This window comes from Dyadobacter psychrotolerans (assembly GCF_004349265.1).
GTDB classification, from domain to species: Bacteria; Bacteroidota; Bacteroidia; order Cytophagales; family Spirosomataceae; genus Dyadobacter; species Dyadobacter psychrotolerans.
In genome coordinates, this window is the sequence record NZ_SMFL01000003.1 from 150,910 (window position 1) to 177,698 (window position 26,789).

The following is a 26,789-nucleotide window of genomic DNA, read 5'->3' on the forward strand; positions in this document are numbered from 1 at the left end:
TTCTTATGATTGATAGGTTTTTTTATACAAATAATTGTATCATTCTGATCGTTTAAACGCTGGTCAGTTTTTACCTGCCACTATCATATTCACCTAATCCATTACAATTGCTAATGAACTTTTCTGCTTCCAAACATCATCTGAGCATGATTCAGGTATTCAGTTTAATGATACTTGCTTGTTTCGGTTTTGATGCTTTTTCACAAACCGTTATTACACCGGAAAAAAGGGTACTCGTTTTTTCAAAAACAGCCGGTTTTCGTCACGGTTCCATAGGTTCCGGAAAAACTGCACTCATAAACCTGGGAAAGGAAATGGGGTTCACGGCAGACACTACTGAAAACGCAGCCCTTTTTACAGAAAAAAATCTTCAGAGATACCAGGCGGTTGTTTTTTTGAATACAACCGGAGACATTCTCAACAATGCCCAGCAGGAAGCATTTGAACATTACATACAGGCAGGCGGAGGTTATGTAGGTATACACGCGGCTACAGATACGGAATATGACTGGCAGTGGTATAACAAACTTGCCGGAGCGTATTTCGCCAGCCATCCGGGTAATCCAAATGTGCAGGAAGGTGAAGCATACGTGGTTGATGATAACCACCCTTCGATGAAAGATTTTCCAAAAAAATGGAAAATAAAGGATGAATTCTACGATTTCAAAACATTTAATCCAAAAGTAAATGTTCTGGTAAAAATCGATGAGAAAACATACAAAGACGGAAAAATGGGTGACAGCCACCCGATGTCCTGGTACCATACGTATGATGGCGGAAAAGCCTTTTACACCAATTTTGGTCATGAAAACGCAACTTTCAGCAATCCGGTATTCGTAAAACACCTTACCGGCGGACTGCAATATGTAATGGCCTCCAGGCTGGATTATAGTAAATCACGTCCGGAAGAAAACCGTTTTACCAAAAAAGTACTGGCATCAAAACTGGATGAACCAACCGAGCTCGTAGTTCTTGATGATCACCGCGTTTTATTGGCAGAACGAAAAGGGAAGGTAAAACTTTACAATCCGAAAACCGGCAAAATTAAAATTGTTGCTGATGTTCCGGTATATACAAAACAGGAGTACGGTTTGATGGGAATGAATATTGACCCTAATTTTAAAACAAACAAACTTGTTTATCTGTACTACTCCCCTCCTTCTTCCGAGGCGGATACGGCACAGCATCTTTCACGTTTTAAATATGATGATGTAAAAGATACATTGCTTCTTTCAACAGAAGAAAATCTCCTGACTGTGCCTGTTAAGAGAACAGATTGCTGCCACACAGGGGGCTCGATTGCCTGGGACAGCAAAGGAAATCTTTATCTTTCTACCGGTGATGATGTTAATCCCTTTCAATCTGATGGTTACGGCCCTATTGATGAGCAACCCGGCCGTGAAGGATGGGACGGACAGCATTCGTCTTCCAATACAAATTCTTTAAGAGGAAAAGTTTTGCGAATCAAACCACGTTATGGAGATCGACGTGCAAACATGCCCGGAGGTACTAACTTGTATGATATCCCGGAAGGAAACTTATTTCCCGCCGGAAACCCTAAGACGCGTCCTGAAATTTATGTAATGGGAACGCGTAATCCATATCGTATCTCTGTAGATCAGCATACAGGTTATTTGTATTGGGGTGATGTAGGTCCGGATGCGTCCAATGATAGTCCAACGCGCGGACCCCGCGGTTATGATGAGGTCAACCAGGCAAGACAGGCTGGTTATTTTGGTTATCCTTTGTTCATTGCCGATAACAAGCCTTATATCGACTATGATTTTGCAACCAAAACATCAGGCAAACCATTTGATCCGGCCAAACCAATCAATAATTCGCCGCATAATACCGGTCTTCAGGAACTGCCTCCGGCACAGCCCGCATTTATTTATTACCCCTATGCCGATTCACCTGATTTCGGTGCAATTGTAGGTAAAGGCGGAAGAAATGCCATGGCAGGGCCGGTTTATTATTCGGATGATTTCAAGGATAGTAAAGTAAAGTTTCCTGACTTTTATAACGGTAAATTCTTTGCCTACGACTGGATTCGTGATTATATCAATATTGTTACGATGGATAAAGAGGGAAACCTGCTTCACATCGACAGGTTCATGCCAAATGAAAAGTTCAGCCATCCGATTGATATGCAGTTCGCTAATGACGGATCTCTTTACACATTAGAATATGGCCCTAACTGGTTTGCACAAAACGACGAAGCAAGTCTGTCACACATTACCTACAATCCAGGCAACCGTGTTCCGGTGGCAGCAGCTACTGCTACAAATAAGATTGGCGCTGTTCCTCTAAAGGTTAATTTCTCTTCAAAAGGGTCAATGGATTATGACGGCGACGTCATTAAGTATGAGTGGAATTTTGGTAAAGGACTTCCAAAAAGTACACAGCCAAATCCTTCCTTTAATTATACCAAACCTGGCGAGCATGTTGCCGTTTTGAAAGTAACTGATGCAGCAGGAAACGTTAATACTTCCGAGGTCAGTATTAGGGCCGGCAATGCAGTTCCAAATGTTGACGTAGCCATTAAAGGCAATAAAACTTTTTACTGGAATGACAAACCTGTTGCTTACGAAGTATCGGTAAGCGACAAGGAGGATGGCAGCCTTGCCAACAAAAAAATCCCGGAAGATGAAGTGACGCTTACAATCAATTATCTTGAAGGTTTTGATAAAACGCAGCTTGCTCAGGGTCACCAGGCCAATACCGGATTTGAAACCGGGAAGCGGATGATTGAGCTAAGCGACTGTAAAGCCTGCCATTCGATTGACAAAAAGTCGATCGGACCGGCTTACCGCGAGGTTGCAAAACGTTATGAGTCTGAGCGTAATGCGGTAAAAACTTTGGCACAAAAGGTCATTAATGGCGGCGGCGGCGTTTGGGGTGAACAAGCCATGGCTGCGCATCCTCAGCACAAACCCGAAGAAGCAGAAGAAATGGTGAAATACATTCTTTCACTTGCCAAAGAAAAAGTTGTTGATAAAAAACCATTAAGAAGCACTTATCTGACACAAACGAAGGCCAAAGAAGGTTCATACATCTTCACGGCAAGCTATACCGATAAAGGAAATGCGAATATGGGTCCGTTAACCGGATCAAAATCGGTTGCTTTGCGTCCTGCTAAAATTTATGCCAACAGTCTTGACAAGGGCGAAGGCTTCACCAAGGTAAAATCAGAAGCAGGACCAGAATCGGTTGTTGGAAAAAATGGCAGTTATATTTCCTTTGATGACATTGATCTTACCGCCATTAAAAGTCTGAATGTGGCAACTCTTGTTAAGGATGGTCAGCAGGCAGGCGGAATGCTGGAAGTTCATTTGGATTCTCCGGCTGGACTTAAAATTGGTGAAGCAAAAGTAGATCCTGCACGTACTTTGATACCGGTTAAAGCACCTGTTGACAACAAATTACATAAATTGTTTTTCGTATTTAAAAATGCGGAAGCGGGTACCAAGCCACTTTTTGCAATTGACTGGATAGAGTTTAATAACGCAGTTTTGTAATAGAAAATAATATTCACGAAAAAGCACCGCAGGGTTTAAGCCAGCGGTGCTTTTTTTGCTTTTTATAGTAAATTAAAACCGCTCGGGAATGGCAATAGATGGCGTTGCAAATCCTTCAATTCCCAATCCAAATAAAGCAAAGTCATATTTCGCAGGATCTTCCGGATTTAACAGCCTAAGTGACGCAGTGAGCTCTGTTGCCGTTTGCCAGTCCGTTACAGTTCTTGTAATCAAACCAAGAAGACGGGCAACTCTGTCAACATGCAGATCGCAGGGAAGAACCAGTTGAGATGGTTTTACTTTTTCCCAAATACCAAAATCTACGCCATTATCGTCCTTTCTTACCATCCAGCGCAAAAACATATTTAACCGCTTGCAGGATGATTTTCTGAGGGGTGTGGCGATGTGCTTTCTTGTACGTAAAGGGAAATTCTCAGAATCACAGAACTGATCATGAAAGCCAATCAAACCTTTTTCGATTGTTACATCAGAGTCAGCCATGTGGTCACTGAATGCATTTTCCAGCGATTCGTGTTCCTGATAATAATTTTGGAAGAAATGTAAAAAGTAAAGTGCATCAGTCGCGTTGAAAGTCCTGTGTTTAAAATTCAAAAAACGCTTTAAATCCTGCTCCTGATGATTAAGGACAAAGTCATGCGGCGCATTATCCATTAATTCAGAAAGCTCTATACACTTGTTGATGATGGTTTTACGCTGCCCCCATGCAAGCATTGCAGCCCAGAATCCCATGATCTCAATATCCTGTTTTTTTGAAAACCGGTGCGGAATGCTGATGGGATCATGAGGAATAAATGCCGGTCTGTTGTACTGAACCGCTTTCTTTTCAAGCAAATCACTTACATAAGCCGAAAATCCTGAAACGTCCTTATTATTGTTTAGCACTACTTCTCCCAAACAAATAAGCAAGCACTCTCGAAATGCCTGAAAAGAACATGACTATTCCCGAAAAAAGGAATGTAAAAATCGCTATAAATGGATAAAGTACCGTGAAAAGTATACTCCACATTTTATAACCGGTCGTATTTTTTAACGCAGCTCTTTCCTCTTCTCTTTTGGAACGAAACTCGGGTGAATGTTTCATTATTTCAGTGATTGTATTATTAATCCGGATCTGTTACTCAAGATAACTGACTACCGCTCTGAATCGTTTGCTGTTTGGTGAAACTTTTTCAAACGCCCTTGAGGAAAGTTTGATCACAATGTCATCATTTACGCTGGTATCAGGAATGCGGCCAATTACACGGACAATAATTTTCTCCTGATTGTACTCATTTAATACTTCTACCAATGCTCCGATTGGGGCTGTACGGTGAAGACCCAAAAACTTGCTCGTACTTTGCTCAGATTCAATCACTTCTGCAAGACCTGACTCAGATTTTCGTTTTCCGGAAACAACTTTTGGGGGAGCGACTTCTTCAACAGGTTTTACTGTTTTTTCTGCAACTACCGTTTTTGCCCTCACCGAATCCTTAACAACATTGGTAACAACCACTTTTGGAGCAGGTGCTGGTGTGGGAGCAGGCGTTTTTTCTCCCGCTTTTTCACTTACAATTAATTCCTGTCCGTCTTTCAGGTTGTCATCTGTAAGATTATTCCACTTCCGAATATCAGCCATTAACACGCCGTATTTAACCGCAACACGGTAGAGCGTCTGGCCGGGCTCTACTTTGTGAATACCATTTGGCGCAATAGCAACCGCAGTTGTACTTACCGGCGGACCAACTACGGGAGCAGTTGTCGGGGTAACTTTTTTAGGAGCTTCAGCAGGTTTGGTTTCTTTTACTTCAGCTACCTTAGGTTCCTCCTTTTTTGTTTCCTTATTAGAACCTTTTGGCGTGTATGGCACCCGAATTGTCTGTCCAAACTGTATCTGGTCACTCATACCCGGATTTGCTTCCCGCAAGGCATGAATGGTTGTGCCGTACCGGCGCACCACAGCGAACATGGTCTGTCCCTGATTGACCTTATGGATTATAAAAACTTTACCACCGACGCGTTCCACTCCTACGGAGTCAACTGCAATCATCCCTTCAGCCCGGGCACTTTTCAAACCTCCAAACAGACCGGCAAGAAGTGCCAGGCAAAAAACGTATTTCATTTATTAATAAAGCGTTAAACTCGAAAACTCATTATTATTTTTCAGGAATACTAATTTACTTCCTTTCAAAAACATGGAAGACTGGCCGATGCCATCTCTTCCTTCCGACAATTTTTCGTGAAGTACAAGTTCCGATTTAGTAGTCATGATGAGAAGGTATGCGGCCATTTTTTCCTGCTCGTAAAGATAGTAAGAAAACATCATATAGGGTCTTTTCTCAAGATAATCAATGGCTACCGGCTCTTGTCCAAAAGTATGTTCACTTATAAATGCCGCCAGCCTGTCAAAATATGGATTCCCTTCCATGTAACGAACCGGTTCTCCTAAAATTATTTGTTCTGCTGCTTCAATAATATCTTCATTACCCTGAAAACGTAAACCTGTCTCCGCGCTGCATAAAAAATACTTAAACTGGTCTCCAGCTTTCGTTGCAACCTCAATCAGTTCCTGATTTACCGTTTTTACCAGCAGATGATTGGGTAAAACCCACTGCATTTGCCCGCTTTGTGCAGATACCATCAATAGATCCGTCGGCTCGGGAATATCCGGATACCGGTAATTGTGTAAAAAAAGATGATTAAAAGAAAAAGCGGTGAGAGAAGTCCACCAATCGGTTGCCTCCGGTTCTGCCTGCCATCTTACCTCCGGTTTCGAAAGATCAACCATGGCAAAAGAAACTTTTTTTTGCGATGCATCCCGCAATTCAATGGCCCACAGGTCACTATGAGGATCCGGATCGGGTAATATCCGCCAGATATTTTGTGAAAAATTGTGTGAAAAAAGTTTTTGCAATTTTTTAGCTTTATTTTGAAACAAAATTTGAAATATATCATCCAAACTCCAAATCTGTGCAAATATTAGGAATAATACCCGCCCGCTACGCATCCACCCGTTTTCCTGCAAAAGCGCTGGTAGATATTGGCGGTAAAAGTATGATTCAGCGTGTTTACGAACAGGCATCCAAAGCCACCAAACTAAGCGAGGTAATTGTAGCCACTGACGATGAGCGAATTAGGACTCACGTTGAGGGTTTCGGCGGTAAAGCAGTGATGACTTCAGAAAATCACCAAAGCGGTACCGACAGATGCTTTGAAGCTTTATCCAAAACAGAGGGAAATTTTGATTATGTCATCAATATTCAGGGTGACGAACCATTTATCAGTCCCGAACCGATTGACAGCCTGGCTAATGTACTGGATGGAATTACAGAACTGGCAACGTTAGTGAAAATAATTGACAGCGACGATTTAATATTTAATGTCAATGTGCCGAAAGCCGTATTGAATGTTCGCAACGAGGTGATGTATTTCAGCAGACAGACAATTCCTTATGTTCGAAACCATGAAGCTGATCAGTGGTTGAAAAATCATACTTTTTACAAACACATCGGCATATATGCATACCGGGCAGACATATTGGCTGAATTAACCCGGTTGCCTGTAAGCTCACTGGAAAAAGCAGAATCTCTGGAACAGCTTCGGTGGCTGGAAAACGGTTATGCCATCAAGGCAGTTGTAACTTCTGACGACTCGCATGGGGTCGACACGCCCGACGATTTGGAGAAGGTTACCCGAAAGTTTCTTTAAAGGGCCTGGAACGGTCTTTTTACAATTTTCAAAATATAAAAAAAGCTTATTTTGTTAAAATAGGTTAAAACGCTGATTCGTATACGACTTTACCTTTTAGCTCGTTACCTTACATTGCCTTATTTAATTTTATTAGAAAAATCCCGCTTATGCAATACAATATTCTTTGGGCTGATGATGAAATAGATCTCCTGAAACCACATATTATGTTTCTTACCAACAAAGGTTACAACGTCACACCAGTGAACAGCGGAGCCGATGCTTTGGAGCGAATAGAAAATGACCGTTTCGATATTGTCTTTCTTGACGAAATGATGCCGGGTATGACCGGACTCGAAACACTTGCCCAGATCAAACAACAACAGCCAAATCTTCCGGTTGTGATGATCACAAAAAGTGAGGAAGAACATATCATGGAAGATGCCATTGGTTCAAAGATTGACGACTATCTCATTAAACCACTGAATCCTAATCAGATACTTCTTTCGGTTAAAAAGATACTCGATAACAAAAGACTCGTTACAGAAAAAACCACGCTTAGTTATCAGCAGGAATTCCGTAACCTGGCTATGCAGTATCAGGACAGGATCGGACATGAAGAATGGGCGGATATTTACAAAAAGCTAATTTACTGGGAGCTCGAACTGGAAAGTTCTGATGACCAGGGGATGTCGGAAGTATTTAGTATGCAGAAAAGTGACGCCAACGCGAATTTCTGTAAGTTTATTGAAGAAGAATATGAAGACTGGTTAAACGATCCACGCTCGGCGAAACCGATTCTTTCTCATCAACTGATGAAACAAAAGGTTTTCCCGCATCTTAAAGGATCGGATGAACCTGTATTTTTCCTATTGATTGATAATTTCCGTTATGATCAATGGAAAGTCATCCAGCCGATTTTGCAGGAGTATTTTAATATAGAAGAAGAATCGTCTTACTACTCCATCCTGCCAACCACGACGGGTTATGCCAGAAATGCTATATTTTCCGGAATGATGCCTAGTGAAATGGAAAGAAAACATCCGCAATGGTGGGTTAGTGATGAAAATACGCCGGACGGTGAAGAAGGTTTAAATAACCATGAATATGATTTCCTTCAAAAACAACTGGAAACCAATCACCTGAATATCAAATCGTCGTATCATAAAATTCTAAATACGAATCAGGGGAAATCTCTGATTGACAATTTCAGCAATTTGCTTAATAACCAGCTCAATGTGGTTGTTTATAACTTTGTTGATATGCTTTCTCACGCGAGAACCGACGTGCAGATGATTAAGGAACTCGCGCCGGATGAAGCGGCTTATCGCTCCATTACCAAGTCCTGGTTCCAGCATTCTCCGCTTCTTGATTTTATCAAAAAAGTTGCCGAGAAAAAATGCAGATTGATTTTAACCACCGATCATGGCATGATCCGGGTTCAGAAACCTGTGAAAATCATAGGTTACCGCGAAACAAATACAAATCTTCGCTATAAACATGGGAAAAATCTTGGTTTTGATGATAACCACCTGATGGTATGCCGCAAGCCGGAAAGAATATTCCTTCCAAAACCACACGTTTCGACATCTTACGTTTTCACAAAGGAAGATTATTTCTTTGCTTACCCGAACAATTACAATCAGTACGTAAATCTTTATCGCGATACCTTCCAGCATGGTGGGGTTTCTCTGGAAGAAATGATTATTCCATTTATTGATCTGAAAGCGAAGTAGTTAGAGAAGTTTTACGGAGTCAGTTTTTGAGTTTTAAGTAAACAGTTTACAGTTTACGGTTTACCTAAAAGCTGATTGTAAGCATATTTATAAAAAGTTCAGAGTTTACAGTTAGCCATTCGGACAAACTGTAAACTCTGAACTTTTTTTACTTCTTACATTTCACTTTTCACAAAAAAAACAGTTCACACTATCCAAATCAGGATACTGCAAACTGTTTACTAAAAATGTGAACTCAGGAAACTATCCTTCGAGAACGCTGCCGTTTTCGCATTTTAAAACACGGGCAGGGAATCGCTTGATAAAATCATGGTTGTGTGTTGCCATTAAAATAGCGGTACCTGCATTATTGATCGTCCTGAAAACCTGCATGATCTGATCCCCTACTTCCGGGTCAAGATTTCCGGTCGGTTCATCCGCAATCAGTATTTTCGGTTCGTTGAGCATAGCACGGGCAATTACCACACGCTGCTGTTCCCCGCCTGACAATTGATGCGGCATTCTTTTTTGAGCCGTTCCCAGTCCAACCTGCATAAGCACTTCTGCAATACGTTTGGAAATTTTCCCTTTGTCCTCCCACCCTGTTGCGCGAAGTACAAAAGAAAGATTGTCTTCCACAGAACGATCAGAAAGCAATTGAAAATCCTGAAATACAATACCAATACGACGGCGTAAAAAAGGAATATCACTTCGTTTGATTTTATGCAGTTCGTAGCCCGCAACTTTCGCGGAGCCGGTATGGAGCCACAAATCAGCGTAAAGTGTCTTTAACAGGGAGCTTTTGCCGCTTCCCGTCCTTCCGATCATAAAAACAAACTCGCCATTTTTTATTTCAAAATGAACATCGTTTAAAACAGGCCGGTCGCCTTGATAAATATCCGCCCGGTCCAGTGCAATAATCGGCTCAGATGCCACCTCGATCATAATGAAGAATAGAAAAATTTCAAAAATTTAGCGTGGTGTCAATCTGAGCGCAGCCGAAATACCTAAGGCAATCAGCCTTTTAAAACGACCACGCTCAGCCTGACACAACATTTATTCCGGATTGACTACAGAATAAACTAAGAATTTCCTTTTGCGTAATCAGCAAGGAATTTTTCAAGGCCAGAGTCGGTAAGCGGGTGCTTTAACAAAGCTTCCATTACACTTAAAGGTCCGGTCATTACATCTGCACCAACTTCTGCACACTGGATAACATGCATTGTGTGACGAATAGATGCAGCAAGAACCTGCGTTTCGAAACCATAATTGCGATAGATTGTAAGAATCTGCTCGATTAGGGCGATTCCGTCGGTAGAAATATCGTCAAGACGGCCAACGAATGGAGAAACATAAGTTGCGCCTGCTTTCGCTGCCAATAAAGCTTGTCCCGCCGAGAAAATAAGCGTACAGTTGGTACGGATACCTTTTCCTGAAAAATATTTCAAGGCTTTAACACCTTCTTTGGTCATCGGGATTTTTACCACAATTTTATCATCGATCTCAACCAGCTCTTCGCCTTCACGGATCATTCCGGCAAGATCAACAGAGACAACCTCTGCACTTACATCACCATCCACGATATCACAAATCGCTTTGTAATGGCGCATGATATTGTCCTTACCAGTGATTCCTTCTTTTGCCATTAAAGAAGGGTTGGTTGTAACTCCGTCTAAAACGCCCAGCTCATACGCTTCCTGAATTTCTTTCAGGTTTGCGGTATCAATAAAAAATTTCATATCGGGATTGTATGGTTTAATATTCCACAAAAGTAGAAAACCCTGATCAAACCAAAAAGAAAGAAGTGAATTGAAATAGAAAGGCACAAAAAAAGGCAAACCGAGAATCTCACCGCATCGACCACCTACCCTTGCTTCCGTCAGGACCTGGGGGATTCGGAAGGAGCTGGTAGTTCCGATTTGCCGTTGCAAAGATAAAGACATTTTATTGACAAAAAGAAAACATTCGTTTCACTTTCGCACTACTTTTGTGCGAACCATCTAGAAATGAATCATTATGCCGCGTCAGTTTTTTTTATTTTTTTTATTATTTCTCTCTGCTTGTTCACAATCGTCGGATGCTTTCCTGCAAAAGGGTAAGGATTTGATGCGTGAAGGAAAAACCAGGGAAGCTATCGAATACATCAATAAAGCCATTGAAAAAAATCTTTCCAACGCCGAAGCTTTTAATCTTCGCGGCGTTGCCTATTATGAATTGAAGGAATTTCCGAACGCTTTACTCGACTTTAACCAGTCAATTAAACTACAGCCTGACTCCTACCGCCCCTACTTCAACAGAGCTTTACTCCGCACGAGTGAAAATAAAACGGATTCCGCTTTGGTGGACTACAACACCGCTGCAAGGCTGGCTCCTGATACTTCGGACGTATTTTTGAACAGAGGGCAATTACTTGTTCAGATGGAGAAACTTTCTGAGGCGGTCACCGATTTTGAAAAGGCTACCAAGCTCAACGAAAACAATAAACAGGCATGGTATAATTTAGGGAACACCTACTACCGTCAGAAGGATTTCAAAAAAGCAACGCTAGCGTTCAGACAAACTATTAAACTTGACGGGCAGTATGGCAAGGCTTTTTATGGACTTGGACTTGCACAGTGGTACGATGGCGAAAAAGACCTGGGCTGCGGAAACTTTAAGCAGGCTACCAGTCTTGGATATGCTGATGCCGTAAACGCACTTAGCCAGTTTTGTCAGTAAAAATTTTTCAAGGCAATTATTTTTCCCAAATAGCTGTCTTATTAATTATAATTTGATCTCTAACACTCTATGAAAATATTCAAAATAGTTTTCGCAATAATATTCATGTTATTCTCCTATGTTCAGTTTAATGATCCGGATCCTGCGGTTTGGGTATTCGCTTACAGCTTTGCCGCCCTGGCATGTTACATGAGTGTGAAGGAATTGTGGCCAAGCTGGACATTTTATACAATGGCAGCAACATATCTGGTTGCCGCCATTTTGCAATGGCCACCGGAATTTGAAGGAATATTTTTTGGAGAAACAATGATGAGAAGTATCAACATTGAACTTGCCCGCGAATCGCTTGGATTAGGTATTTGTTTTGTTGTAATGGTGATTTTGGGAAAATGGGGTTGATTATTCATCCCAAACCCATTCTATTTCTTTCAGACCAAAATCGTAAATACCTTCTTTACCTTCGAGTTTAACGAGCAGTCTGCCGCTATTTTCAATACCTGTCACAACACCAGCTACCCTTTCATTCAGATAGTTAAATTTGACAGAATTTTGATAGCCGTGCAAACCTTTCAGATAAAGATCACGAATGACCTGATTTTGTTTCATCGTTTTCAGTCTGAGGTATCCTGCGTCCAGCAGTCCTCCCAATTTTTCAAACTCCGACTGCAAATTTAAAGTCGTTCCCAAAGCTTCTGCCAGTGAGGTCGACCTCGCTGTTTCGAAGCGGGTTTGGTTGATGTTGATTCCTATTCCCACAATCGAGGAGGAGATTCCGTATCCCTGAACAGCATTTTCGATAAGCGTACCACTTACTTTTTTGGAAGAAATATAAATGTCATTAGGCCATTTAATTTTCACTTGGTTTGTGTAAAAAGAGAAGTAATCATAAATTGCCAGCGCGACCATCTGACTAATCAGGAATTGTTCTGCAACCGGAAGGAATTTTGGTCGTAAAATAACGGAAAAAGTAAGGTTTTGAGAAGGCTCGGACAGCCATTTAGTACCTCTTTGCCCCCTTCCGCCAACCTGATTGTCGGTAATGACAACAGTACCCTCCTCAGCAAGTCCATTAAGTACTAATTCAGCCGCTATGTCGTTTGTAGAATGACAACTTGGCAGATATATCAACTTTTTACCAATAATTAGGTTATTATGTATAGGGTTGTACAATTTTTTTGCTTTACTTTAGGGTTTATAGAAATGGGAATCAATTACGCATGAAACAACGCAAAAATAAAGAACTATCATCAAAAGATCTCTCCGAGCTTGTAGCTAAAGGAATGACAGAAAAGAAAGGGCTTGATATAGCAATTCTGGATCTCAGAAAAGTAAAAAATTCAATAACCGATTTTTTTGTAATCTGTTCGGGAAATTCCGACACACAACTCGACGCTCTGGCCAACTCGGTTGAGGACGAAGTTTATAAAATATCTAAAACAGAACCCTGGCAAAAAGAAGGAAAAGCGAACGGTGAGTGGATATTGATTGATTATGTGGACGTTGTCGCTCATATTTTCAATAAAGACCGTCGCAAGCATTACGACCTGGAAGAACTTTGGGGAGATGCCGTAGTAACATACCTGGAAGATTCCGTGGTATAAGTCATCGAAGGCGGTGAACATTCACCGCCTTTTGAATGTTGTTTAATATATTCCTCTTAATTAATACACAGAATGTCTGAAAACGATAATAAACGAGGGCCACTAAGTCCTAAAAGTCCCCAGAAGGGTTATCAGGGCTGGATTATAGCCGCTCTGATCGCTACTATACTGGGTATAACATACCTCAACCGGACATCAACAGTAAGGGAAACAACACAGAAACGTTTCCAGAAAATGATGGCCGACAAAGAGGTATCCAGAGTGACAATAGTTAATGATAAGACTGTCGAAGTCACTTTAAAACCTGAGGTTGTTAAAGAAAAATATAAAACCCTTACCAAGGAAAACACCTATTTTGGCGGAGAATCAAATTCACATTATCAATTTCAGGTAACGTCTGCCGAAACTTTTAAAAAGGATTTTGACAAAATGCAGGAAGGGGTTCCGGACGGTGACAAAGCCGAGTGGGTCGTCGATACGCGAAATGACTGGACCAGTTTCCTTGGGACCTGGGGCTTTTTCATTGTGATGATACTCGTCATGTATTTTATTCTTGGCAGGATGTCAGGCGGTGTCGGGCCTGGCGGTCAGATATTCAATATCGGCCGTTCGAGAGCTACACTTTTTGATGCTGAAAATAAAGTTAAAATAACATTTAACGATGTAGCCGGCCTTGACGAAGCAAAAGAAGAGATTAAGGAAATTGTCGAATACCTGCAAAGCCCTGATAAGTTTAAAAAGTTAGGTGCTAAAATTCCAAAAGGAGCGCTGCTTGTTGGCCCTCCGGGAACTGGTAAAACACTTCTTGCCAAAGCAGTAGCTGGTGAAGCTGGTGTTCCTTTCTTTTCTTTGTCAGGTTCAGATTTTGTTGAGATGTTTGTAGGGGTTGGTGCAGCTCGTGTACGTGATCTTTTCAAACAGGCCAAAGAAAAAGCGCCTTGTATTATATTTATAGATGAAATTGATGCGGTAGGTCGTTCCCGTGGACGTGGTGCGATGCCAGGTTCTAACGACGAACGTGAAAATACACTGAACTCTCTTTTAGTGGAGATGGATGGTTTTGCAACTGACTCCGGTATTATAATCGTTGCAGCGACAAACCGCCCTGACGTATTGGATCCGGCATTACTTCGCCCGGGCCGTTTTGACCGTCAGATTTCTGTTGATAAACCAGACGTTATTGGCCGTGAAGCGATTTTCAAAGTGCATTTAAAACCTTTGAAACTATCAACTGATGTAAATATTCAGAAGCTTTCTTCTCAGACTCCGGGTTTTGCGGGTGCTGAAATCGCAAATGTTTGTAATGAAGCCGCTTTGATCGCTGCACGAAGAAACCGTGAAGAAGTAACAATGCAGGATTTCCAGGATGCAATGGATCGTGTGATCGGTGGACTTGAAAAGAAAAACAAGCTTATTTCTCCCGAAGAAAAAGAAATTGTTGCCTATCACGAAGCTGGCCACGCAGTGGCAGGCTGGTTCCTGGAACATGCCGATCCGTTGGTAAAAGTGTCAATCGTTCCGCGTGGTGTGGCTGCGTTAGGTTACGCACAATATCTTCCAAGAGAGCAGTATTTGTATCGTACAGAACAGTTGTTTGACGAAATGTGCATGACACTGGGCGGGCGTGCAGCTGAGGATGTTGTTTTCGGTAAAATTTCAACCGGTGCATTGAGTGACCTTGAAAGAGTTACCAAACTGGCTTACAGCATGGTAACTATGTACGGTATGAACGATCGTATCGGAAACGTTTCTTACTACGATTCAAAACAAAGTGATTATGCATTTACCAAACCATATTCTGAATCGACATCGCAGGCAATTGATGAAGAAGTAAGAAAGTTGATTGATCAGGCGTATCAGTTTGTTAAAAAGATGTTGTTTGAGAAACGCGACAAACTGGAAGTTTTAGCAAAAGAATTGCTTGAAAAAGAAATTTTGTTCCAGGCTGATCTTGAAAAACTGATCGGAAAACGTCCCTTCGAAAAAGAAACAAGTTATCAGGCCTATATCAACCGTCGTTCGAACGAGGAAGCTGCTATTCACGAAGAAGTGGTGAAGCAGACACTAGAACAGGACGAGGCAATTGCAAAAGCCAAAACGAATAAAGAAGATGAAATGGTTGCGGAAGTAAAAGACGAAGCAAACGATTAATTTTCATAAAATTTTTTTAATAATAGCCGGTCAGCAACAATCTGTCCGGCTATTATTTTTAATTTTCAGCTGTAATACAATTTGTAATCCTAAATCGAAAAACGATGTCTTTTGAAATATTTAAACAGCAATTTGGAGAAGTAACTGAATACATCATTCAGGATAGTGTTACCGGAAACAGGTGTGTAATACTTCCCGAACTTGGTGGTATCGTCCGTCAGCTTTCTTTGCGAAAAGGCCTGACTTTGTTTTCAGTATTAAAAACACCTCCTACTCCGCAAACTTTAAAAGACGATTCCAAAAGCGCCAGTGAACTGCTTTTTCCCTTTGCGAGCAGAATTCCTGAGGGAAAATATAAATTTCTTGGACAAGAATATCAGCTGGCTAAAAATGAGTCTGGCACAACAAACGCAATTCACGGTTTGGTAAGAAAGCAAAAATTTAATCTGGAAGAACAGCTGGTAAATGCAGATCATGCGAGTCTGAAACTTTCGTTTTCTTTAAAGGATCTTGAAGGTTATCCCTTTGATGTTAAATTTTCGGTGATGTACCAGCTTTTTGCAGATGGAAGGTTCGTACTGACTTATGAAGCTGTGAACAACGGTATTGAACCCTGTCCGGTTATGTTTGGATGGCACCCATATTTTTATTTGGGAAATGAAGATGTAGAAGCCTGGAAAATAAACATTCCGTCAGATCAAATTGTGACTTTCGACGACAACATGATTCCCACCGGAACAGAGCCGTTTGCCTATGACCAACCTATGTTGCTACATCGAAAAGAACTTGACAACTGCTTCATTATTAAGTCAACAGCGAACACGGCGGTTACAGAGTTGATTTCTGATAACAAGCATGTGACGTTAAAAGTGGAACAGGAAATCGGTGAAGGAAAATTTAATTACCTGGTATTATACACACCGCCTGCAAGAGATTGCGTGGCAATTGAACCATTGACTGCAAACGTGAACGGGTTCAATAATGGGGAAGGCCTTAACATTCTGGCGTCCGCAAATTCTATTTCAGGTACAATAACCGTTTCGCTTAGCTAGGCTTGTTTTGAGAATACCATTTCATTTTGGTAAATAACAATCGCCATTTCATAAAGTATTTAAGATGAGCAAAAACGACTCTGCTTTTATGCTTGAATCCATCATGGATAGAGATACCATGAATAAAATATGGCCAGGTAGAATTTGCTTCCTGAGCCGGCATTATTTCCCAGCGGAGGTCAAGAGGCAACGGGTTGGTCGGGATGATATTTTCCGGCCAACCTTCCTGCCAGGGTAAACCAAGGGCTTTTAGCAATCCCAGACTGGTTTTATATAATTTAAGTATCCCCTTACTTTTAGCCAGCTCTTCAACCAATTTCCAGTTGGTATTACTGCCATGACTTTTCAGGTAAGCTGAAAAATCAGCAATGTATTTAATTCTGCTCCACTGCTCCTTTCCTCCATGGTGTACCAACAGAAGCAGAAACTGATATTCGTTACTGAAACCTTTAATGTGTGATTTATGAAGAGAATAAGTTTCCTGATATTTGTCCCATTCATCACTAAAAAAATCGAAACATAATCGCGGATAAGCCACCTGCCAATGCGCTTCTACCATGCTTGAAGTATTTAAAGACGTATTTACCAGTGGAATGTGATAATCGGTTTTAAAAAAATCAGCCTTTCGGTCCGGTTTATCCAGCAAATACTGCCGGTATTCGTCAGGTAAGTATCCGGCACTTTTTAAAACTTCGATGGCTGGCTCAAATTGCGCCGGTTTAATCAAAAGATCAATATCACCAAATTCCCTTTTTCCTACATCTCCATAAAGCCATTCGGCCCAAAGACTACCTTTGTAAGCATAACTTTGAATTCCATTATTTTCCAGCAATTTGATAATTTCAGCCTGCTGTCTTACGGAAAGCAAGTTATTAATGGCAATGTTTTGACATAATCCGGCCAGAGAAGAGCGAAAGCTGATATCAAGATTATTTTGATGTATAAAAGCCAGAAACTGGGGGCGAATGCCATGATAGGATACCAGCTTCTGCAATCTGCCGGAATCAAAATTTTCAGGAGCTGGGACCACGGTACCAAAACAAGCCGCCAGTAACAGTTTTAATTCACTTGAAAAAGAAGAAAGTGATGTCATTAGATTTCAGAAATAGATGACAAAGTTTCTGAAATCCAGTTTTCTAGTTTTGCAAAACCATCAGGACGACGTTTCCTCCAAAGCCTTGCCGTAACTGCACATTTGAAACTTTGGGCAAAATGTTTTTTCAAAGCTTCACCTTTTAGTAGCTGCACCGGAAGAGGGAAATTTCGTAATGTCTCAATCGGAATTTCGCCAGGGCTCAAGGCCTTTGACGCTGCGCGGTTTTTTGCCTTATGGAGAAAATAAATAGCGCCTAATTTAACCGGCTTGTGATCAAAACTCTTTTTAGGCTGGTAGGAAAACTTATTGATGCCTTCGCTAACCGGTTGCAGCGTGTCTCTGTCATAAGACAAACCATTTACCGTATTATCCCAGATCTTTAACTGCGGATAAGAGGGAATAATTTGTGCTACGCCATTTTGATCAAATCCAATTGCAGTCAGATCATCACTTAACAGCTGGCATCCCGCCTTGATAAAGGCCGCAGCTGTTGTCGACTTCCCTACACCCGGATTACCCATGAAACACCACGCTTCGTCACCGACCTTTACCGCACTTGCATGCAGCAGGAAATAACCCTTTTGAAATAATATCAATCCCAAAGCTTCACTCACTGTGAAAAGACTTAATAAATTCGGATCATCGGTCAGAGGTGAAACCATCAGTGTTTTTCCGTCAATTGCTTCAAAACTGGCGATTTCGGGCCAATGAAGAATTAAGCCCCCTTCTTTTCCCTTGCCGAACAAAGCTCTGGTCCCTCTCCGGTAGATCGGAGTTTTCGATAGTTTTGACAGATCAACGGATCCGTATTTTATGACCAGGTCACAATTATCAGTCGGGCCGGCCTTGCTTAGCTCGGGCAATTCAATTTCAGAAAATATATTTAGTCCAAAAGCTTTATAACTGTGCATTGAGGGGAATTTTAGTATTCTATTTCCAGACCCATAACCGCTGGTAGGAAATGTTTTCATCCCAGTCTCCAATTATGAAGGATCCATTTTTTTCAACCCAGGCATGTGCCTGAAATGTCTTTGAAGCATCAATGGCAACACCTATTTCCAGTGTTAAGAAAGGGACTTCTCTAAGAAGAAACTTTGTGGCCAGAGCCTGTGGCAGGCATAAAAGCTCAAATGGCAAATGGTGAGCCGCAGATGCAACAGCCCATACCGTTTGTTTTATTTCCTGCTGAGAAATTTCCTTTTTTGTTTTTGATTTCGAAAACCAGTCGAAAAACTTTCGGAAAGTTGAAAATGGCAAAAATACCAATCCCGCCTTGATTACTGTTAAGCACATCGCGGATTTGACAAAGCTGAGCTTTTCTCTTCCGCTCAAGGACTTCCAACGGGCCATATATCGCTTAAGCCTATTCAAGGATTAGTTAACTACTTCCACCAAACGTTCTGAGATAAGATCTTTCAAAAGCACATCAATATCAGCTTTGCATTCCTCCTTTTCAATAGCGTACTCATCCACAACCACATCACACAGGTCATCAATCGTCTGAGGACCTTTTTCCAGGGTATCCCAAACAAGAACACCGACTTCGTCTAAACCGTAGTATGCACCTTTATTGTGATTGAGAATAACAGTTTCGCCCGCAACTTTGGACGCTATCTGTTCGGATGTAAGCTGATACTTCATAAGTATTTATGTCCTGAAAAATTTAATGTGTGGTTTTGATTACAAAGTTAGAAATAATAATCAGTCTATCTCAAACTTTATGCCCTGAGCCAGCGGCAGCGCATTTCCATAATTTACAGTGTTCGTTTGTCTTCTCATATAAGCTCTCCAAGCGTCCGATCCTGACTCACGCCCCCCGCCCGTCTCCTTTTCACCTCCGAAAGCACCACCGATCTCTGCACCGGAGGTTCCTATATTTACATTAGCAATACCACAATCGGAGCCCGAAACGGAAAGATAATATTCTGATTCTCTCATATTCAGAGTAAAAATAGAGGAGGAAAGTCCCTGGGGAACATCATTCTGGATCGCCACAGCCTGCTCTAGTGTCTCGTACGGAATTAAATACAAAATGGGAGCAAATGTCTCGTGCTGTACAATCTGAAAATGGTTTTCTACTTCTGCAATACAAGGCGTAACATAACATCCTGACTCGTAACCCCGGCCGTCCAGAACTTTGGGTTTAATCAGGAAGCTGCCACCCTGCTCTATAATTTTTTCTGCAGAAATATTGTACTGTTCAACAGCCGCCTTATCTATCAGCGGACCGACGTGATTATTTTCATCCAGAGGATTTCCTATCCTCAGCTGGGCATAAGCTTTAACCAGGCGGGTTTTTACTTCTTCGTAAATGTCAACATGGACAATCAGCCTTCGGGTAGAAGTACATCTTTGACCGGCCGTCCCCACTGCACCAAACACAATTCCGGGAATCGCTACTTTGAGATCAGCCGAAGGTGTAATAATAATTGCATTATTTCCGCCAAGTTCCAGTAAACTACGTCCCAATCGTCGCCCAACCGCTTCTCCTACCTGCCTGCCCATCCCTGTACTTCCGGTTGCAGAAATCAAAGGAATTCTTGTATCGGCCGACAACCATTCTCCAACCTCTTTACCTCCGGTTAAAATACAGGAAATTCCTTCCGGCAAATTATTCTCCTTTAAAACATGACTGATGATGTTCTGACAAGCCAGAGCAGTTAGCGGTGTTTTCTCAGATGGTTTCCAGATACAAACATCACCGCAAACCCAGGCAAGCATAGCATTCCATGACCATACAGCAACAGGAAAATTGAAAGCGGAAATGATACCAACTATCCCCAGCGGATGCCATTGTTCATACATCCGGTGCTGAGGACGTTCGCTGTGCATGGTCAGGCCGTAAAGCTGGCGGGAAAGTCCGACTGCAAAATCGCAGATATCGATCATTTCCTGAACCTCACCAAAACCTTCCTGCAGACTTTTACCCATTTCGTAACTAACCAACGTACCAAGCGCTTCTTTTTTCAAACGAAGCTGCTCACCGATCTGACGAACTATCTCTCCCCTTTTTGGCGCAGGAACAATTCTCCACTCTTTGAAAGCCTTCTGCGCAGTTTCAATCACCTTTTCATAATCCGCCTGGCTTGCGGATGTCACCCCGGCTATTTCCTTTCCGTCTACGGGAGAAAACGATTTAATTAATTCACCGGCCCCGGCCCATGAGCTAATTCCGGTACTGACACCAAAATTATTTTCTGTGGATCCTAATTGATCCAGAACGAGCTTTATTTCTTTCATTTTTTTAATAATTCTTTATTCAATCTATTCACTGAAAAATTTTCCGTTTTCAGTTTTTAAAAACACCGACAATTCGATGTCCTCCTGTTTTATAAATCCGCGGTTGGCCAAGCTGCCGTCTGCCACCATTTCTACAACTGCCGCAATAGATGCAGCGGTTGTCCAGGAAATGGCACGCCAATGTTTCCCGTCGATTGTAATCGGATGATAGGCCCGATAAAATTCTTCGCGTTCAAGATGCGCGCCTTTCCAACCTTCAACCACAGCATACACGTACACAACATCCTGCTGCACTGGCGGTTTCGCTTCTGTTAAAATTTGTTCCAAAAGCTCCCGTTTTTCTTTCAGGATCAGTTCATAAAGCATGAAACGCATCAGCTGGCAGTGTCCGGGATAACGGATCGTTTTATAGTTGAGCGTATCGAGCCTTCCCTCAAAAGTCTCACACATTGTTCCCAATCCGCCCGAAGTACTGAATGCTTCAAACTCCTGACCTTCGATATTGATCATTTCAATTCCTTCCAGTGAAGGCACCATTTTCCGCACACCATTGTGAATAACCTCCGCATCATTGATGTACTCATTCACAACGCCAGCGGGCGACCAGGTGAATGAATAGCCCATCAAACCGTTTGGATAACGTGGTAGGGCACCTACCCGTAGTTCAATGTCACGAAGTTTTGAAAACCGGTTTGAAAGATCTGATCCCACTATTCCGATAAAACCCGGAGCCAGTCCGCACTGAGGAGCCATAACGCCTTTACTGTCTTCTGCCATTTCCCGGATCGCCGTAGTAGTAGCAACATCTTCCGTAAGATCAAAATAATGGATTCCAGCCTGATAGGCCTTTCTGGCAATCGGAAGATTTAAATTATATGGCATACATGAGACAACAGCATCAAATCCGTTTAAAACGGATTTGAGAAAAGCCGGGTCGGTAATATCGCCGCCTTTTACAGGAAAGGGAAGGTCTCTATTGAAAATTATTTTGTCTACGCCTGTTACCGAAAATCTTTTGCTCAGCAATGTTCCCACCAATGAGCCTACTTTACCTAAACCAATTACCAGTATGTTTTGCATATTGTTTAAACAGGATTTAGTGAAAATATTTTAAGCCTTGAAGAAAGATAGGAAAAGAATTAACAGTTTTTAAAACTTACCTTTCATTTTTGTATTCAATTACAGGAACAATCTATGCAAATTATCATTATCGGTGGAGGCGCGTCCGGCTTTATGGCAGCTATAACTGCGGCTGAATCTTTCCCCGATGCAAGCATTCATATTTTAGAAAAGAACAAAACTGTTTTAAATAAAGTCAGGATCTCCGGCGGCGGGCGGTGTAATGTAACGCATCAGCCATCCGATCTTCGTTTTTTTATCAAAAATTACCCAAGGGGAGAAAAACTGCTTCGCAAACTGCTGCACACTTTTAACGCGCAGGATACCGTTGATTGGTTTGAAAATAAAGGAGTCAAACTTAAAACAGAAGCTGATGGCAGGATGTTTCCGACTTCGGACTCTTCACATACCATTATTGAATGCCTGCTGAAAACGGCCAAAAATCTGGGAATTAAAGTAAGTACCAGCACTGGCGTCAGATTTTTTAGCTATAATCAGGAAACCCGATTTTCCATCTATCTGGATAATGAAGATGTTTTAAGGGCCGATCGCCTGCTTATTGCCACAGGTGGATATCCCAAACAAAGCAGTTTTGACTGGATCAGAGAGCATGAACATCAAATCGTAACACCACAGCCTTCACTGTTTACTTTTAATACACCAGGGAATCCCCTTCTTTCATTGGCCGGCGTGGCTGTGCAGGATGCCCTCATCAAAATTAACGGTTCTAATTATGCATGGCGCGGGCCTTTACTGATAACACACTGGGGTTTTAGCGGACCTGCTGTTTTAAAACTATCCGCCTGGGGAGCACGCGACCTTGCAGAGAAAGATTACAATTTTACATGCAAAATAAATTGGGTTCCTGAGTTCAACGAACAGCAGATCAGGGAATTTCTTATAGCCGAAAAAACCAAAACACCCAAACAGCAGATAACTTCACACTCAAGATTTGGAATTCCCATGCGTTTATGGAAAGCTTTTGCCGAGCTGGCAGAAATTCCGGATGGACTCATCTGGTCGGAGGCATCAAACAAACTGTTGAACCGTATGACGGAATTATTGACAAACAGCCAGTTTGAAGTTAAAGGGAAAACCACTTTTAAAGAAGAATTTGTAACCTGCGGAGGTGTTGATCTTGCTGATATAAATTCCGAAACACTTGAAAGTCTGAAAATGCCAGGGTTATTTTTTGCAGGAGAAGTAATGGATGTAGACGGCATTACCGGTGGATTTAATTTTCAAAATGCCTGGACGACCGGATATGTGGCGGGGAAGTCGATTGGTAAATAAAAATCAGTTAACAAACCGCATTTTATGCAAAGAAAAGTTTCCACAAGCCTTTTTCACCTACCCAATTTTTACAAATTCTCCTTTGTAATTCTAATTGGCGTGGGAATCTTTTTTATCGGAAGAAAAGAAATTGGAAACAGCATGATCAATGAATCGATTCTCTTTCTATACAGTGTTGCAAAAACGATTTATTTTTTCAGTCTTCTGTTTGCCCGCATACGCGACACGGCCGACCACCAGGTGGATTATAAAGACATCATTGCTTTTATCGGCTACAACACCATGTTGATCGTCCTTTCCTATGGCATCGACTATTTGTGTCTTTATGAAATTGACCAGTCTTCTTTTTCCGGAATTACAACCAGGGAGCAGTTTCTGCCCCATCTGGTTACGTTTTTCTATTTTAGCATTGCCACTTTTTCAACAGCAGGTTTTGGTGACATCGCTCCTACCACTGTCACTGCCCGACTCCTAATTTCCTCAGAAATGATGTTGTCGTGGTTTTTAACCATTTTAGTGATCGCTAATTTCAGTTCAATCCGTGAAACGTTCAGACAGCAACATACAAAAAAATAACACACTTAATGCGCCATAGCATCAAAATATGCTCTAACCTTTTTGGCTCTGTCCAAACCAATCAGTGAAGTAAGTGTTTCCAAAGAACTTTCTCTTATTGCGCGTACAGATCCAAAATGTTTTAACAACTTGGTTGCCGTAACCTTTCCGACGCCATCGACTCCCTCCAGTTCACTTACGAGACTACCTTTACTACGTTTATCCCTGTGAAATGTAATTGCAAAGCGGTGAGCTTCGTCCCGAATCTGTTGGATCAATTTCAGAGATTCTGATTTTTTATCAATGTAAAGCGGAAGTGAATCTTCGGGAAAATATATTTCTTCCAGTCTTTTGGCTATACCTATGATGGGCACCTGACCGTAAATTCCCAAACCTTTCAACGCATCACAAGCTGCACTTAATTGCCCTTTTCCACCGTCAACAACGATTAAGTCAGGAAGCGGCTGGTCTTCAGCAATTAAACGCAAATACCTTCTTCCAACTACTTCGTTCATGGAAGCAAAGTCATTGGGGCCTATTACCGTTTTTATGTTAAAATGGCGATAGTCTTTTTTGGATGGTTTTCCTTCTTTAAAACAAACCATGGCCGCAACCGGGTTTGTACCCTGAATATTGGAGTTATCAAAACATTCAATATGCCTTGGAAGACTTTTTAATTGAAGATCCGTCTTCAGCCTGATCAAAACCCGGTCCTTCTTCGATGAACTTGCCGAAGATTCGACTTCCCTGCGCTCAGCCTTTTCACGCCTGAAATACAGAACGTTTTTCATCGACATGTCCAGCAGCTTTTTCTTGTCTCCCATTTGCGGAACCAGAACTTCCAGCTTCAGTTCGAGATCTGGCTTCAGATTAGAAATCATTTCCTTTGCTTCGCTGCCATATTTTTCCCGCATTTCAACAATCATCATTGCCAATATGTCAGAATCTGCCTCGTCCAGTTTCTTTTTGATTTCAACCGTCTGTGTCACAACCATGTACCCCTGCTTGATCTTCATAAAATTCAGATAAGCAGCTTCTTCGTCTGATACGATCGTAAGTACATCAATGTTACCAATTTTGGGATTGATGACGGTTGCCTTACTCTGAAAGATAGAAAGATGTTCAATTTTTGTTTTCCAGGTGTGTGCCTGCTCAAAAGCCATGTGCTCCGCCGCTGCAAGCATTTTATCCTTAAAATACTGCTGCGGCAAATTGAGATTTCCCTTTAAAATGTGATGAACCTGGTCAATTTCCACATTGTAATCTTCCTGGTTCTGCAAACCCTCGCAAGGGCCTTTGCAGTTACCAATGTGGTATTCAAGGCAAACTTTAAATTTACCGGCTTCAATATTGGTTTTATTTAAAGGCAATTGGCAGGAACGGATCGTGTAAAGCGCTTTAAACATATCCAAAAGTGCATGCATGGATCGAAGCTGGGCAAAAGGGCCGTAAAATGTCCCCTTTTTTCTGTCCAGATTTCGGGTGACAAAAACGCGGGGAAAGGGTTCATCTGTAACACAGATAAACGGATAGGTCTTGTCATCTTTAAGCAGGATATTAAACTTTGGCTGCAGTTGTTTAATCAGCTGGTTTTCCAAAAGCAATGCATCCCATTCGCTTAATACAATGGTATATTCAATCCTGCGGATTTGACTTACAAGACGTTTTGTCTTACGATCGTGCTGGTTGTTTTTTAAGAAATAACTGGAAACCCGGTTTCTAAGGCTTTTTGCTTTACCAACATAGATAACTTCCCCCGTCTCGTCGAAATAACGATAAACACCGGGATCAAACGGGATTTTTGAAAGCTCTTCCTTATAATTAAACTCTGGCATTATATATTTTCCGATGCCGCGCAGAAAATTTCTGCCTGGCAATTGATATAAAACAAAACTGTAAACTGAAATCTACTTCCTGCTGAAAAACAACCGTACCAAATTAAAAGTTGCTTCTTTAACCAACCGGAAAGCATCAGTCTGGGCAGTATCCAGATCCATAGGCCGATTGAGTACAGAAACGGCACAGGTAATGCCCGCAGAACGTATTTCATCGGGAGAGATTAATAAAGTACCACAAACAACAGCCAAAGGAACATCTGCTTTTTCACAAAGATCAGCAAGGCCTTTTACAACTTTCCCGCTTAAAGTTTGTGCATCCACTTTCCCCTCTCCCGTAATCACCAGATCTGAATTGCCTATGTGCGCGGCGATATTTGCCTGCTCCATCACAATACCAACACCTTCTTTGAGTTCTGCATTCAAAAACCAAAGACAACCTGCTCCAAGACCTCCAGCCGCACCTGCGCCGGGATGTTCACTGATGTTTTTGCCAAATGTCTGATTGGCAAAATTGGCAAAATGACGAAGTCCGTTATCCAGCTTTTCAACCATTTCAGAGTCTGCACCTTTTTGTGGCCCATAAACATGGGCCGCTCCATTGATGCCAAAAAGCGGATTTGTCACGTCACAGGCAACGGTGATTTTTACCTTTTGATTTTTTTTCACAAAATCAGAAGGTATTATTTTGAAGACTTCCGCAAGGTTACCTCCTATAGGATCTAACAAGTTATCATTTTTATCAAAAAAACGATAGCCTAGCGCAGCGGCCATTCCAATTCCGGCATCGGTTGTAGCACTGCCTCCAATACCCAGGATTATCTTTTTAGATCCTTTCTCAATCGCGTCGAGAATAAGTTGTCCTGTTCCAAAAGTAGTCGTTAACAAGGGATTATATTCGGAAAAGTCCAGCAATTTAAGGCCGGAAGCAGCTGCCATTTCAATATAAGCTGTAGTTCCGCCTGCCGACAGGCCGTACGAGGCATCGATCATCCTGCCCAGCGGATCCCGGACTTTGGCCGTGACAGTGCTGCCTTTAGCAAGTTTTGTTAAAATTTGCGTAGTGCCTTCGCCTCCATCAGCTAGCGGAACTGACATTACATCAGCATCGGGATAGGCCAAAAGGATTCCTTCTTCCACAGCCTTGCAAACCTCTTCTGCTTCCAGAGAACCGCGGAACTTATCGGGAGCAACAAGTATTCGCATTGGCTA

25 protein-coding genes are annotated in these 26,789 nt (G+C 41.8%); 10 read left to right on the plus strand and 15 right to left on the minus strand.

What is annotated here, in order from left to right; all coding sequences use genetic code 11:
* The first annotated feature begins 167 nt into the window (after nucleotides 1–167).
* Nucleotides 168–3,518 (plus strand): ThuA domain-containing protein, encoded by a 3,351-nt coding sequence (locus E0F88_RS08370; protein ID WP_229213738.1) that lies wholly within the window; start codon nucleotides 168–170, stop codon nucleotides 3,516–3,518.
* A 72-nt stretch (nucleotides 3,519–3,590) separates the two neighbouring features.
* On the opposite strand, the gene E0F88_RS08375 is transcribed toward E0F88_RS08370, so the two are convergent.
* From E0F88_RS08375 to E0F88_RS08390, 4 genes are read right to left on the minus strand one after another with little or no spacing between them, the layout of a single operon-like run.
* On the minus strand, nucleotides 3,591–4,433 hold the full coding sequence (locus E0F88_RS08375) for a TIGR02757 family protein (protein WP_229213702.1): 843 nt from the start codon (nucleotides 4,431–4,433) through the stop codon (nucleotides 3,591–3,593).
* On the minus strand, nucleotides 4,408–4,620 hold the full coding sequence (locus tag E0F88_RS08380; RefSeq protein WP_131957790.1) for a hypothetical protein: 213 nt from the start codon (nucleotides 4,618–4,620) through the stop codon (nucleotides 4,408–4,410). Before E0F88_RS08380 ends, E0F88_RS08375 begins: the two co-directional genes overlap by 26 nt.
* Nucleotides 4,621–4,653: 33 nt before the next feature.
* Nucleotides 4,654–5,637 (minus strand): LysM peptidoglycan-binding domain-containing protein, encoded by a 984-nt coding sequence (locus E0F88_RS08385; protein ID WP_131957791.1) that lies wholly within the window; start codon nucleotides 5,635–5,637, stop codon nucleotides 4,654–4,656.
* A gap of 3 nt (nucleotides 5,638–5,640) precedes the next feature.
* Nucleotides 5,641–6,429: a DUF4905 domain-containing protein gene (locus E0F88_RS08390; RefSeq protein WP_165940020.1), complete on the minus strand. Its 789-nt coding sequence runs from the start codon at nucleotides 6,427–6,429 to the stop codon at nucleotides 5,641–5,643.
* Between the two features lie 56 nt (nucleotides 6,430–6,485).
* On the opposite strand from E0F88_RS08390, the gene kdsB reads away from it, so the two are divergent.
* Together kdsB and porX are read left to right on the plus strand one after the other, a co-directional pair.
* Complete coding sequence (gene kdsB, locus E0F88_RS08395) at nucleotides 6,486–7,223, plus strand: 3-deoxy-manno-octulosonate cytidylyltransferase (RefSeq protein WP_131957793.1); 738 nt, start codon at nucleotides 6,486–6,488, stop codon at nucleotides 7,221–7,223.
* A 149-nt stretch (nucleotides 7,224–7,372) separates the two neighbouring features.
* Nucleotides 7,373–8,938 carry a T9SS response regulator signal transducer PorX gene (gene porX, locus E0F88_RS08400; RefSeq protein WP_131957794.1) on the plus strand — a complete coding sequence of 522 codons (1,566 nt, stop codon included), beginning with the start codon at nucleotides 7,373–7,375 and terminating at the stop codon, nucleotides 8,936–8,938.
* 243 nt (nucleotides 8,939–9,181) lie between these two features.
* On the opposite strand, the gene E0F88_RS08405 is transcribed toward porX, so the two are convergent.
* Nucleotides 9,182–9,862, minus strand: a complete 681-nt coding sequence (locus E0F88_RS08405; protein ID WP_131957795.1) for a cell division ATP-binding protein FtsE — start codon at nucleotides 9,860–9,862, stop codon at nucleotides 9,182–9,184.
* Nucleotides 9,863–9,999: 137 nt separating this feature from the next.
* Nucleotides 10,000–10,656, minus strand: a complete 657-nt coding sequence (gene fsa / locus E0F88_RS08410; protein ID WP_131957796.1) for a fructose-6-phosphate aldolase — start codon at nucleotides 10,654–10,656, stop codon at nucleotides 10,000–10,002.
* 277 nt (nucleotides 10,657–10,933) lie between these two features.
* Here fsa and E0F88_RS08415 point away from each other — a divergent pair, with 277 nt between their 5' ends.
* Both E0F88_RS08415 and E0F88_RS08420 read left to right on the plus strand, forming a co-directional pair.
* Nucleotides 10,934–11,635, plus strand: coding sequence for a tetratricopeptide repeat protein (locus tag E0F88_RS08415; RefSeq protein WP_131957797.1), 702 nt, complete (start codon nucleotides 10,934–10,936; stop codon nucleotides 11,633–11,635).
* A gap of 69 nt (nucleotides 11,636–11,704) precedes the next feature.
* Entirely contained in the window at nucleotides 11,705–12,034 is a 330-nt protein-coding gene (locus E0F88_RS08420) for a transmembrane 220 family protein (RefSeq protein WP_131957798.1), read from the plus strand.
* Here E0F88_RS08420 and E0F88_RS08425 read toward each other — a convergent pair whose 3' ends face one another.
* The gene (locus E0F88_RS08425; protein ID WP_229213703.1) at nucleotides 12,035–12,763 is read right to left on the minus strand and encodes a biotin--[acetyl-CoA-carboxylase] ligase; all 729 of its coding nucleotides are present in this window, start codon (nucleotides 12,761–12,763) and stop codon (nucleotides 12,035–12,037) included.
* A gap of 89 nt (nucleotides 12,764–12,852) precedes the next feature.
* On the opposite strand from E0F88_RS08425, the gene rsfS reads away from it, so the two are divergent.
* The 3 genes from rsfS (at nucleotide 12,853) to E0F88_RS08440 (ending at nucleotide 16,439) form a co-directional block, all read left to right on the plus strand.
* Complete coding sequence (rsfS, locus tag E0F88_RS08430; RefSeq protein WP_131957800.1) at nucleotides 12,853–13,236, plus strand: ribosome silencing factor; 384 nt, start codon at nucleotides 12,853–12,855, stop codon at nucleotides 13,234–13,236.
* Between the two features lie 72 nt (nucleotides 13,237–13,308).
* A complete protein-coding gene (gene ftsH, locus E0F88_RS08435; protein ID WP_131957801.1) occupies nucleotides 13,309–15,387 on the plus strand; it encodes an ATP-dependent zinc metalloprotease FtsH in 2,079 nt (692 codons plus the stop codon).
* A 104-nt stretch (nucleotides 15,388–15,491) separates the two neighbouring features.
* Nucleotides 15,492–16,439: an aldose 1-epimerase gene (locus E0F88_RS08440; RefSeq protein WP_131957802.1), complete on the plus strand. Its 948-nt coding sequence runs from the start codon at nucleotides 15,492–15,494 to the stop codon at nucleotides 16,437–16,439.
* Here E0F88_RS08440 and E0F88_RS08445 read toward each other — a convergent pair.
* The 6 genes from E0F88_RS08445 to E0F88_RS08470 are packed head-to-tail and all read right to left on the minus strand — an operon-like array spanning nucleotide 16,432 to nucleotide 21,855.
* Nucleotides 16,432–17,532 carry a nucleotidyltransferase domain-containing protein gene (locus E0F88_RS08445; protein WP_131957803.1) on the minus strand — a complete coding sequence of 367 codons (1,101 nt, stop codon included), beginning with the start codon at nucleotides 17,530–17,532 and terminating at the stop codon, nucleotides 16,432–16,434. The genes E0F88_RS08440 and E0F88_RS08445 overlap by 8 nt on opposite strands.
* The gene (locus tag E0F88_RS08450; protein ID WP_131957804.1) at nucleotides 17,532–18,446 is read right to left on the minus strand and encodes a phosphoenolpyruvate carboxykinase (ATP); all 915 of its coding nucleotides are present in this window, start codon (nucleotides 18,444–18,446) and stop codon (nucleotides 17,532–17,534) included. The genes E0F88_RS08445 and E0F88_RS08450 overlap by 1 nt, the downstream gene beginning before the upstream one ends.
* Before the next feature lie 19 nt (nucleotides 18,447–18,465).
* Nucleotides 18,466–18,885, minus strand: coding sequence for a lasso peptide biosynthesis B2 protein (locus E0F88_RS08455; protein WP_262709872.1), 420 nt, complete (start codon nucleotides 18,883–18,885; stop codon nucleotides 18,466–18,468).
* Nucleotides 18,886–18,909: 24 nt separating this feature from the next.
* On the minus strand, nucleotides 18,910–19,176 hold the full coding sequence (locus E0F88_RS08460) for a PqqD family protein (RefSeq protein ID WP_131957806.1): 267 nt from the start codon (nucleotides 19,174–19,176) through the stop codon (nucleotides 18,910–18,912).
* A 60-nt stretch (nucleotides 19,177–19,236) separates the two neighbouring features.
* Nucleotides 19,237–20,775 carry an L-piperidine-6-carboxylate dehydrogenase gene (gene amaB / locus E0F88_RS08465; protein ID WP_131957807.1) on the minus strand — a complete coding sequence of 513 codons (1,539 nt, stop codon included), beginning with the start codon at nucleotides 20,773–20,775 and terminating at the stop codon, nucleotides 19,237–19,239.
* Between the two features lie 24 nt (nucleotides 20,776–20,799).
* On the minus strand, nucleotides 20,800–21,855 hold the full coding sequence (locus E0F88_RS08470) for a saccharopine dehydrogenase family protein (protein ID WP_131957808.1): 1,056 nt from the start codon (nucleotides 21,853–21,855) through the stop codon (nucleotides 20,800–20,802).
* Between the two features lie 114 nt (nucleotides 21,856–21,969).
* On the opposite strand from E0F88_RS08470, the gene E0F88_RS08475 reads away from it, so the two are divergent.
* On the plus strand, nucleotides 21,970–23,187 hold the full coding sequence (locus E0F88_RS08475; protein ID WP_131957809.1) for a BaiN/RdsA family NAD(P)/FAD-dependent oxidoreductase: 1,218 nt from the start codon (nucleotides 21,970–21,972) through the stop codon (nucleotides 23,185–23,187).
* 24 nt (nucleotides 23,188–23,211) lie between these two features.
* Nucleotides 23,212–23,763, plus strand: a complete 552-nt coding sequence (locus tag E0F88_RS08480) for an ion channel (protein ID WP_131957810.1) — start codon at nucleotides 23,212–23,214, stop codon at nucleotides 23,761–23,763.
* Between the two features lie 5 nt (nucleotides 23,764–23,768).
* On the opposite strand, the gene uvrC is transcribed toward E0F88_RS08480, so the two are convergent.
* Both uvrC and E0F88_RS08490 read right to left on the minus strand, forming a co-directional pair.
* Complete coding sequence (gene uvrC / locus E0F88_RS08485; protein WP_131957811.1) at nucleotides 23,769–25,577, minus strand: excinuclease ABC subunit UvrC; 1,809 nt, start codon at nucleotides 25,575–25,577, stop codon at nucleotides 23,769–23,771.
* A 72-nt stretch (nucleotides 25,578–25,649) separates the two neighbouring features.
* Nucleotides 25,650–26,783 carry a glycerate kinase gene (locus tag E0F88_RS08490; RefSeq protein WP_131957812.1) on the minus strand — a complete coding sequence of 378 codons (1,134 nt, stop codon included), beginning with the start codon at nucleotides 26,781–26,783 and terminating at the stop codon, nucleotides 25,650–25,652.
* Nucleotides 26,784–26,789: the final 6 nt, after the last annotated feature.

Excerpts from the sequence above, each read along its gene's own strand:
- E0F88_RS08460 (WP_131957806.1), bottom strand. The coding sequence starts at position 19,176 with ATGAAGTATCAGCTTACATCCGAACAGATAGCGTCCAAAGTTGCGGGC.
- E0F88_RS08480 (WP_131957810.1), top strand. The coding sequence starts at position 23,212 with ATGCAAAGAAAAGTTTCCACAAGCCTTTTTCACCTACCCAATTTTTAC.
- E0F88_RS08405 (WP_131957795.1), bottom strand. The coding sequence starts at position 9,862 with ATGATCGAGGTGGCATCTGAGCCGATTATTGCACTGGACCGGGCGGAT.
- E0F88_RS08380 (WP_131957790.1), bottom strand. The coding sequence starts at position 4,620 with ATGAAACATTCACCCGAGTTTCGTTCCAAAAGAGAAGAGGAAAGAGCT.
- fsa (WP_131957796.1), bottom strand. The coding sequence starts at position 10,656 with ATGAAATTTTTTATTGATACCGCAAACCTGAAAGAAATTCAGGAAGCG.
- amaB (WP_131957807.1), bottom strand. The coding sequence starts at position 20,775 with ATGAAAGAAATAAAGCTCGTTCTGGATCAATTAGGATCCACAGAAAAT.
- E0F88_RS08370 (WP_229213738.1), top strand. The coding sequence starts at position 168 with ATGATACTTGCTTGTTTCGGTTTTGATGCTTTTTCACAAACCGTTATT.
- porX (WP_131957794.1), top strand. The coding sequence starts at position 7,373 with ATGCAATACAATATTCTTTGGGCTGATGATGAAATAGATCTCCTGAAA.
- E0F88_RS08445 (WP_131957803.1), bottom strand. The coding sequence starts at position 17,532 with ATGACATCACTTTCTTCTTTTTCAAGTGAATTAAAACTGTTACTGGCG.
- E0F88_RS08490 (WP_131957812.1), bottom strand. The coding sequence starts at position 26,783 with ATGCGAATACTTGTTGCTCCCGATAAGTTCCGCGGTTCTCTGGAAGCA.
- E0F88_RS08475 (WP_131957809.1), top strand. The coding sequence starts at position 21,970 with ATGCAAATTATCATTATCGGTGGAGGCGCGTCCGGCTTTATGGCAGCT.
- ftsH (WP_131957801.1), top strand. The coding sequence starts at position 13,309 with ATGTCTGAAAACGATAATAAACGAGGGCCACTAAGTCCTAAAAGTCCC.
- E0F88_RS08385 (WP_131957791.1), bottom strand. The coding sequence starts at position 5,637 with ATGAAATACGTTTTTTGCCTGGCACTTCTTGCCGGTCTGTTTGGAGGT.
- E0F88_RS08450 (WP_131957804.1), bottom strand. The coding sequence starts at position 18,446 with ATGCACAGTTATAAAGCTTTTGGACTAAATATATTTTCTGAAATTGAA.
- E0F88_RS08415 (WP_131957797.1), top strand. The coding sequence starts at position 10,934 with ATGCCGCGTCAGTTTTTTTTATTTTTTTTATTATTTCTCTCTGCTTGT.
- E0F88_RS08420 (WP_131957798.1), top strand. The coding sequence starts at position 11,705 with ATGAAAATATTCAAAATAGTTTTCGCAATAATATTCATGTTATTCTCC.
- E0F88_RS08440 (WP_131957802.1), top strand. The coding sequence starts at position 15,492 with ATGTCTTTTGAAATATTTAAACAGCAATTTGGAGAAGTAACTGAATAC.
- rsfS (WP_131957800.1), top strand. The coding sequence starts at position 12,853 with ATGAAACAACGCAAAAATAAAGAACTATCATCAAAAGATCTCTCCGAG.
- uvrC (WP_131957811.1), bottom strand. The coding sequence starts at position 25,577 with ATGCCAGAGTTTAATTATAAGGAAGAGCTTTCAAAAATCCCGTTTGAT.
- E0F88_RS08455 (WP_262709872.1), bottom strand. The coding sequence starts at position 18,885 with ATGGCCCGTTGGAAGTCCTTGAGCGGAAGAGAAAAGCTCAGCTTTGTC.
- E0F88_RS08470 (WP_131957808.1), bottom strand. The coding sequence starts at position 21,855 with ATGCAAAACATACTGGTAATTGGTTTAGGTAAAGTAGGCTCATTGGTG.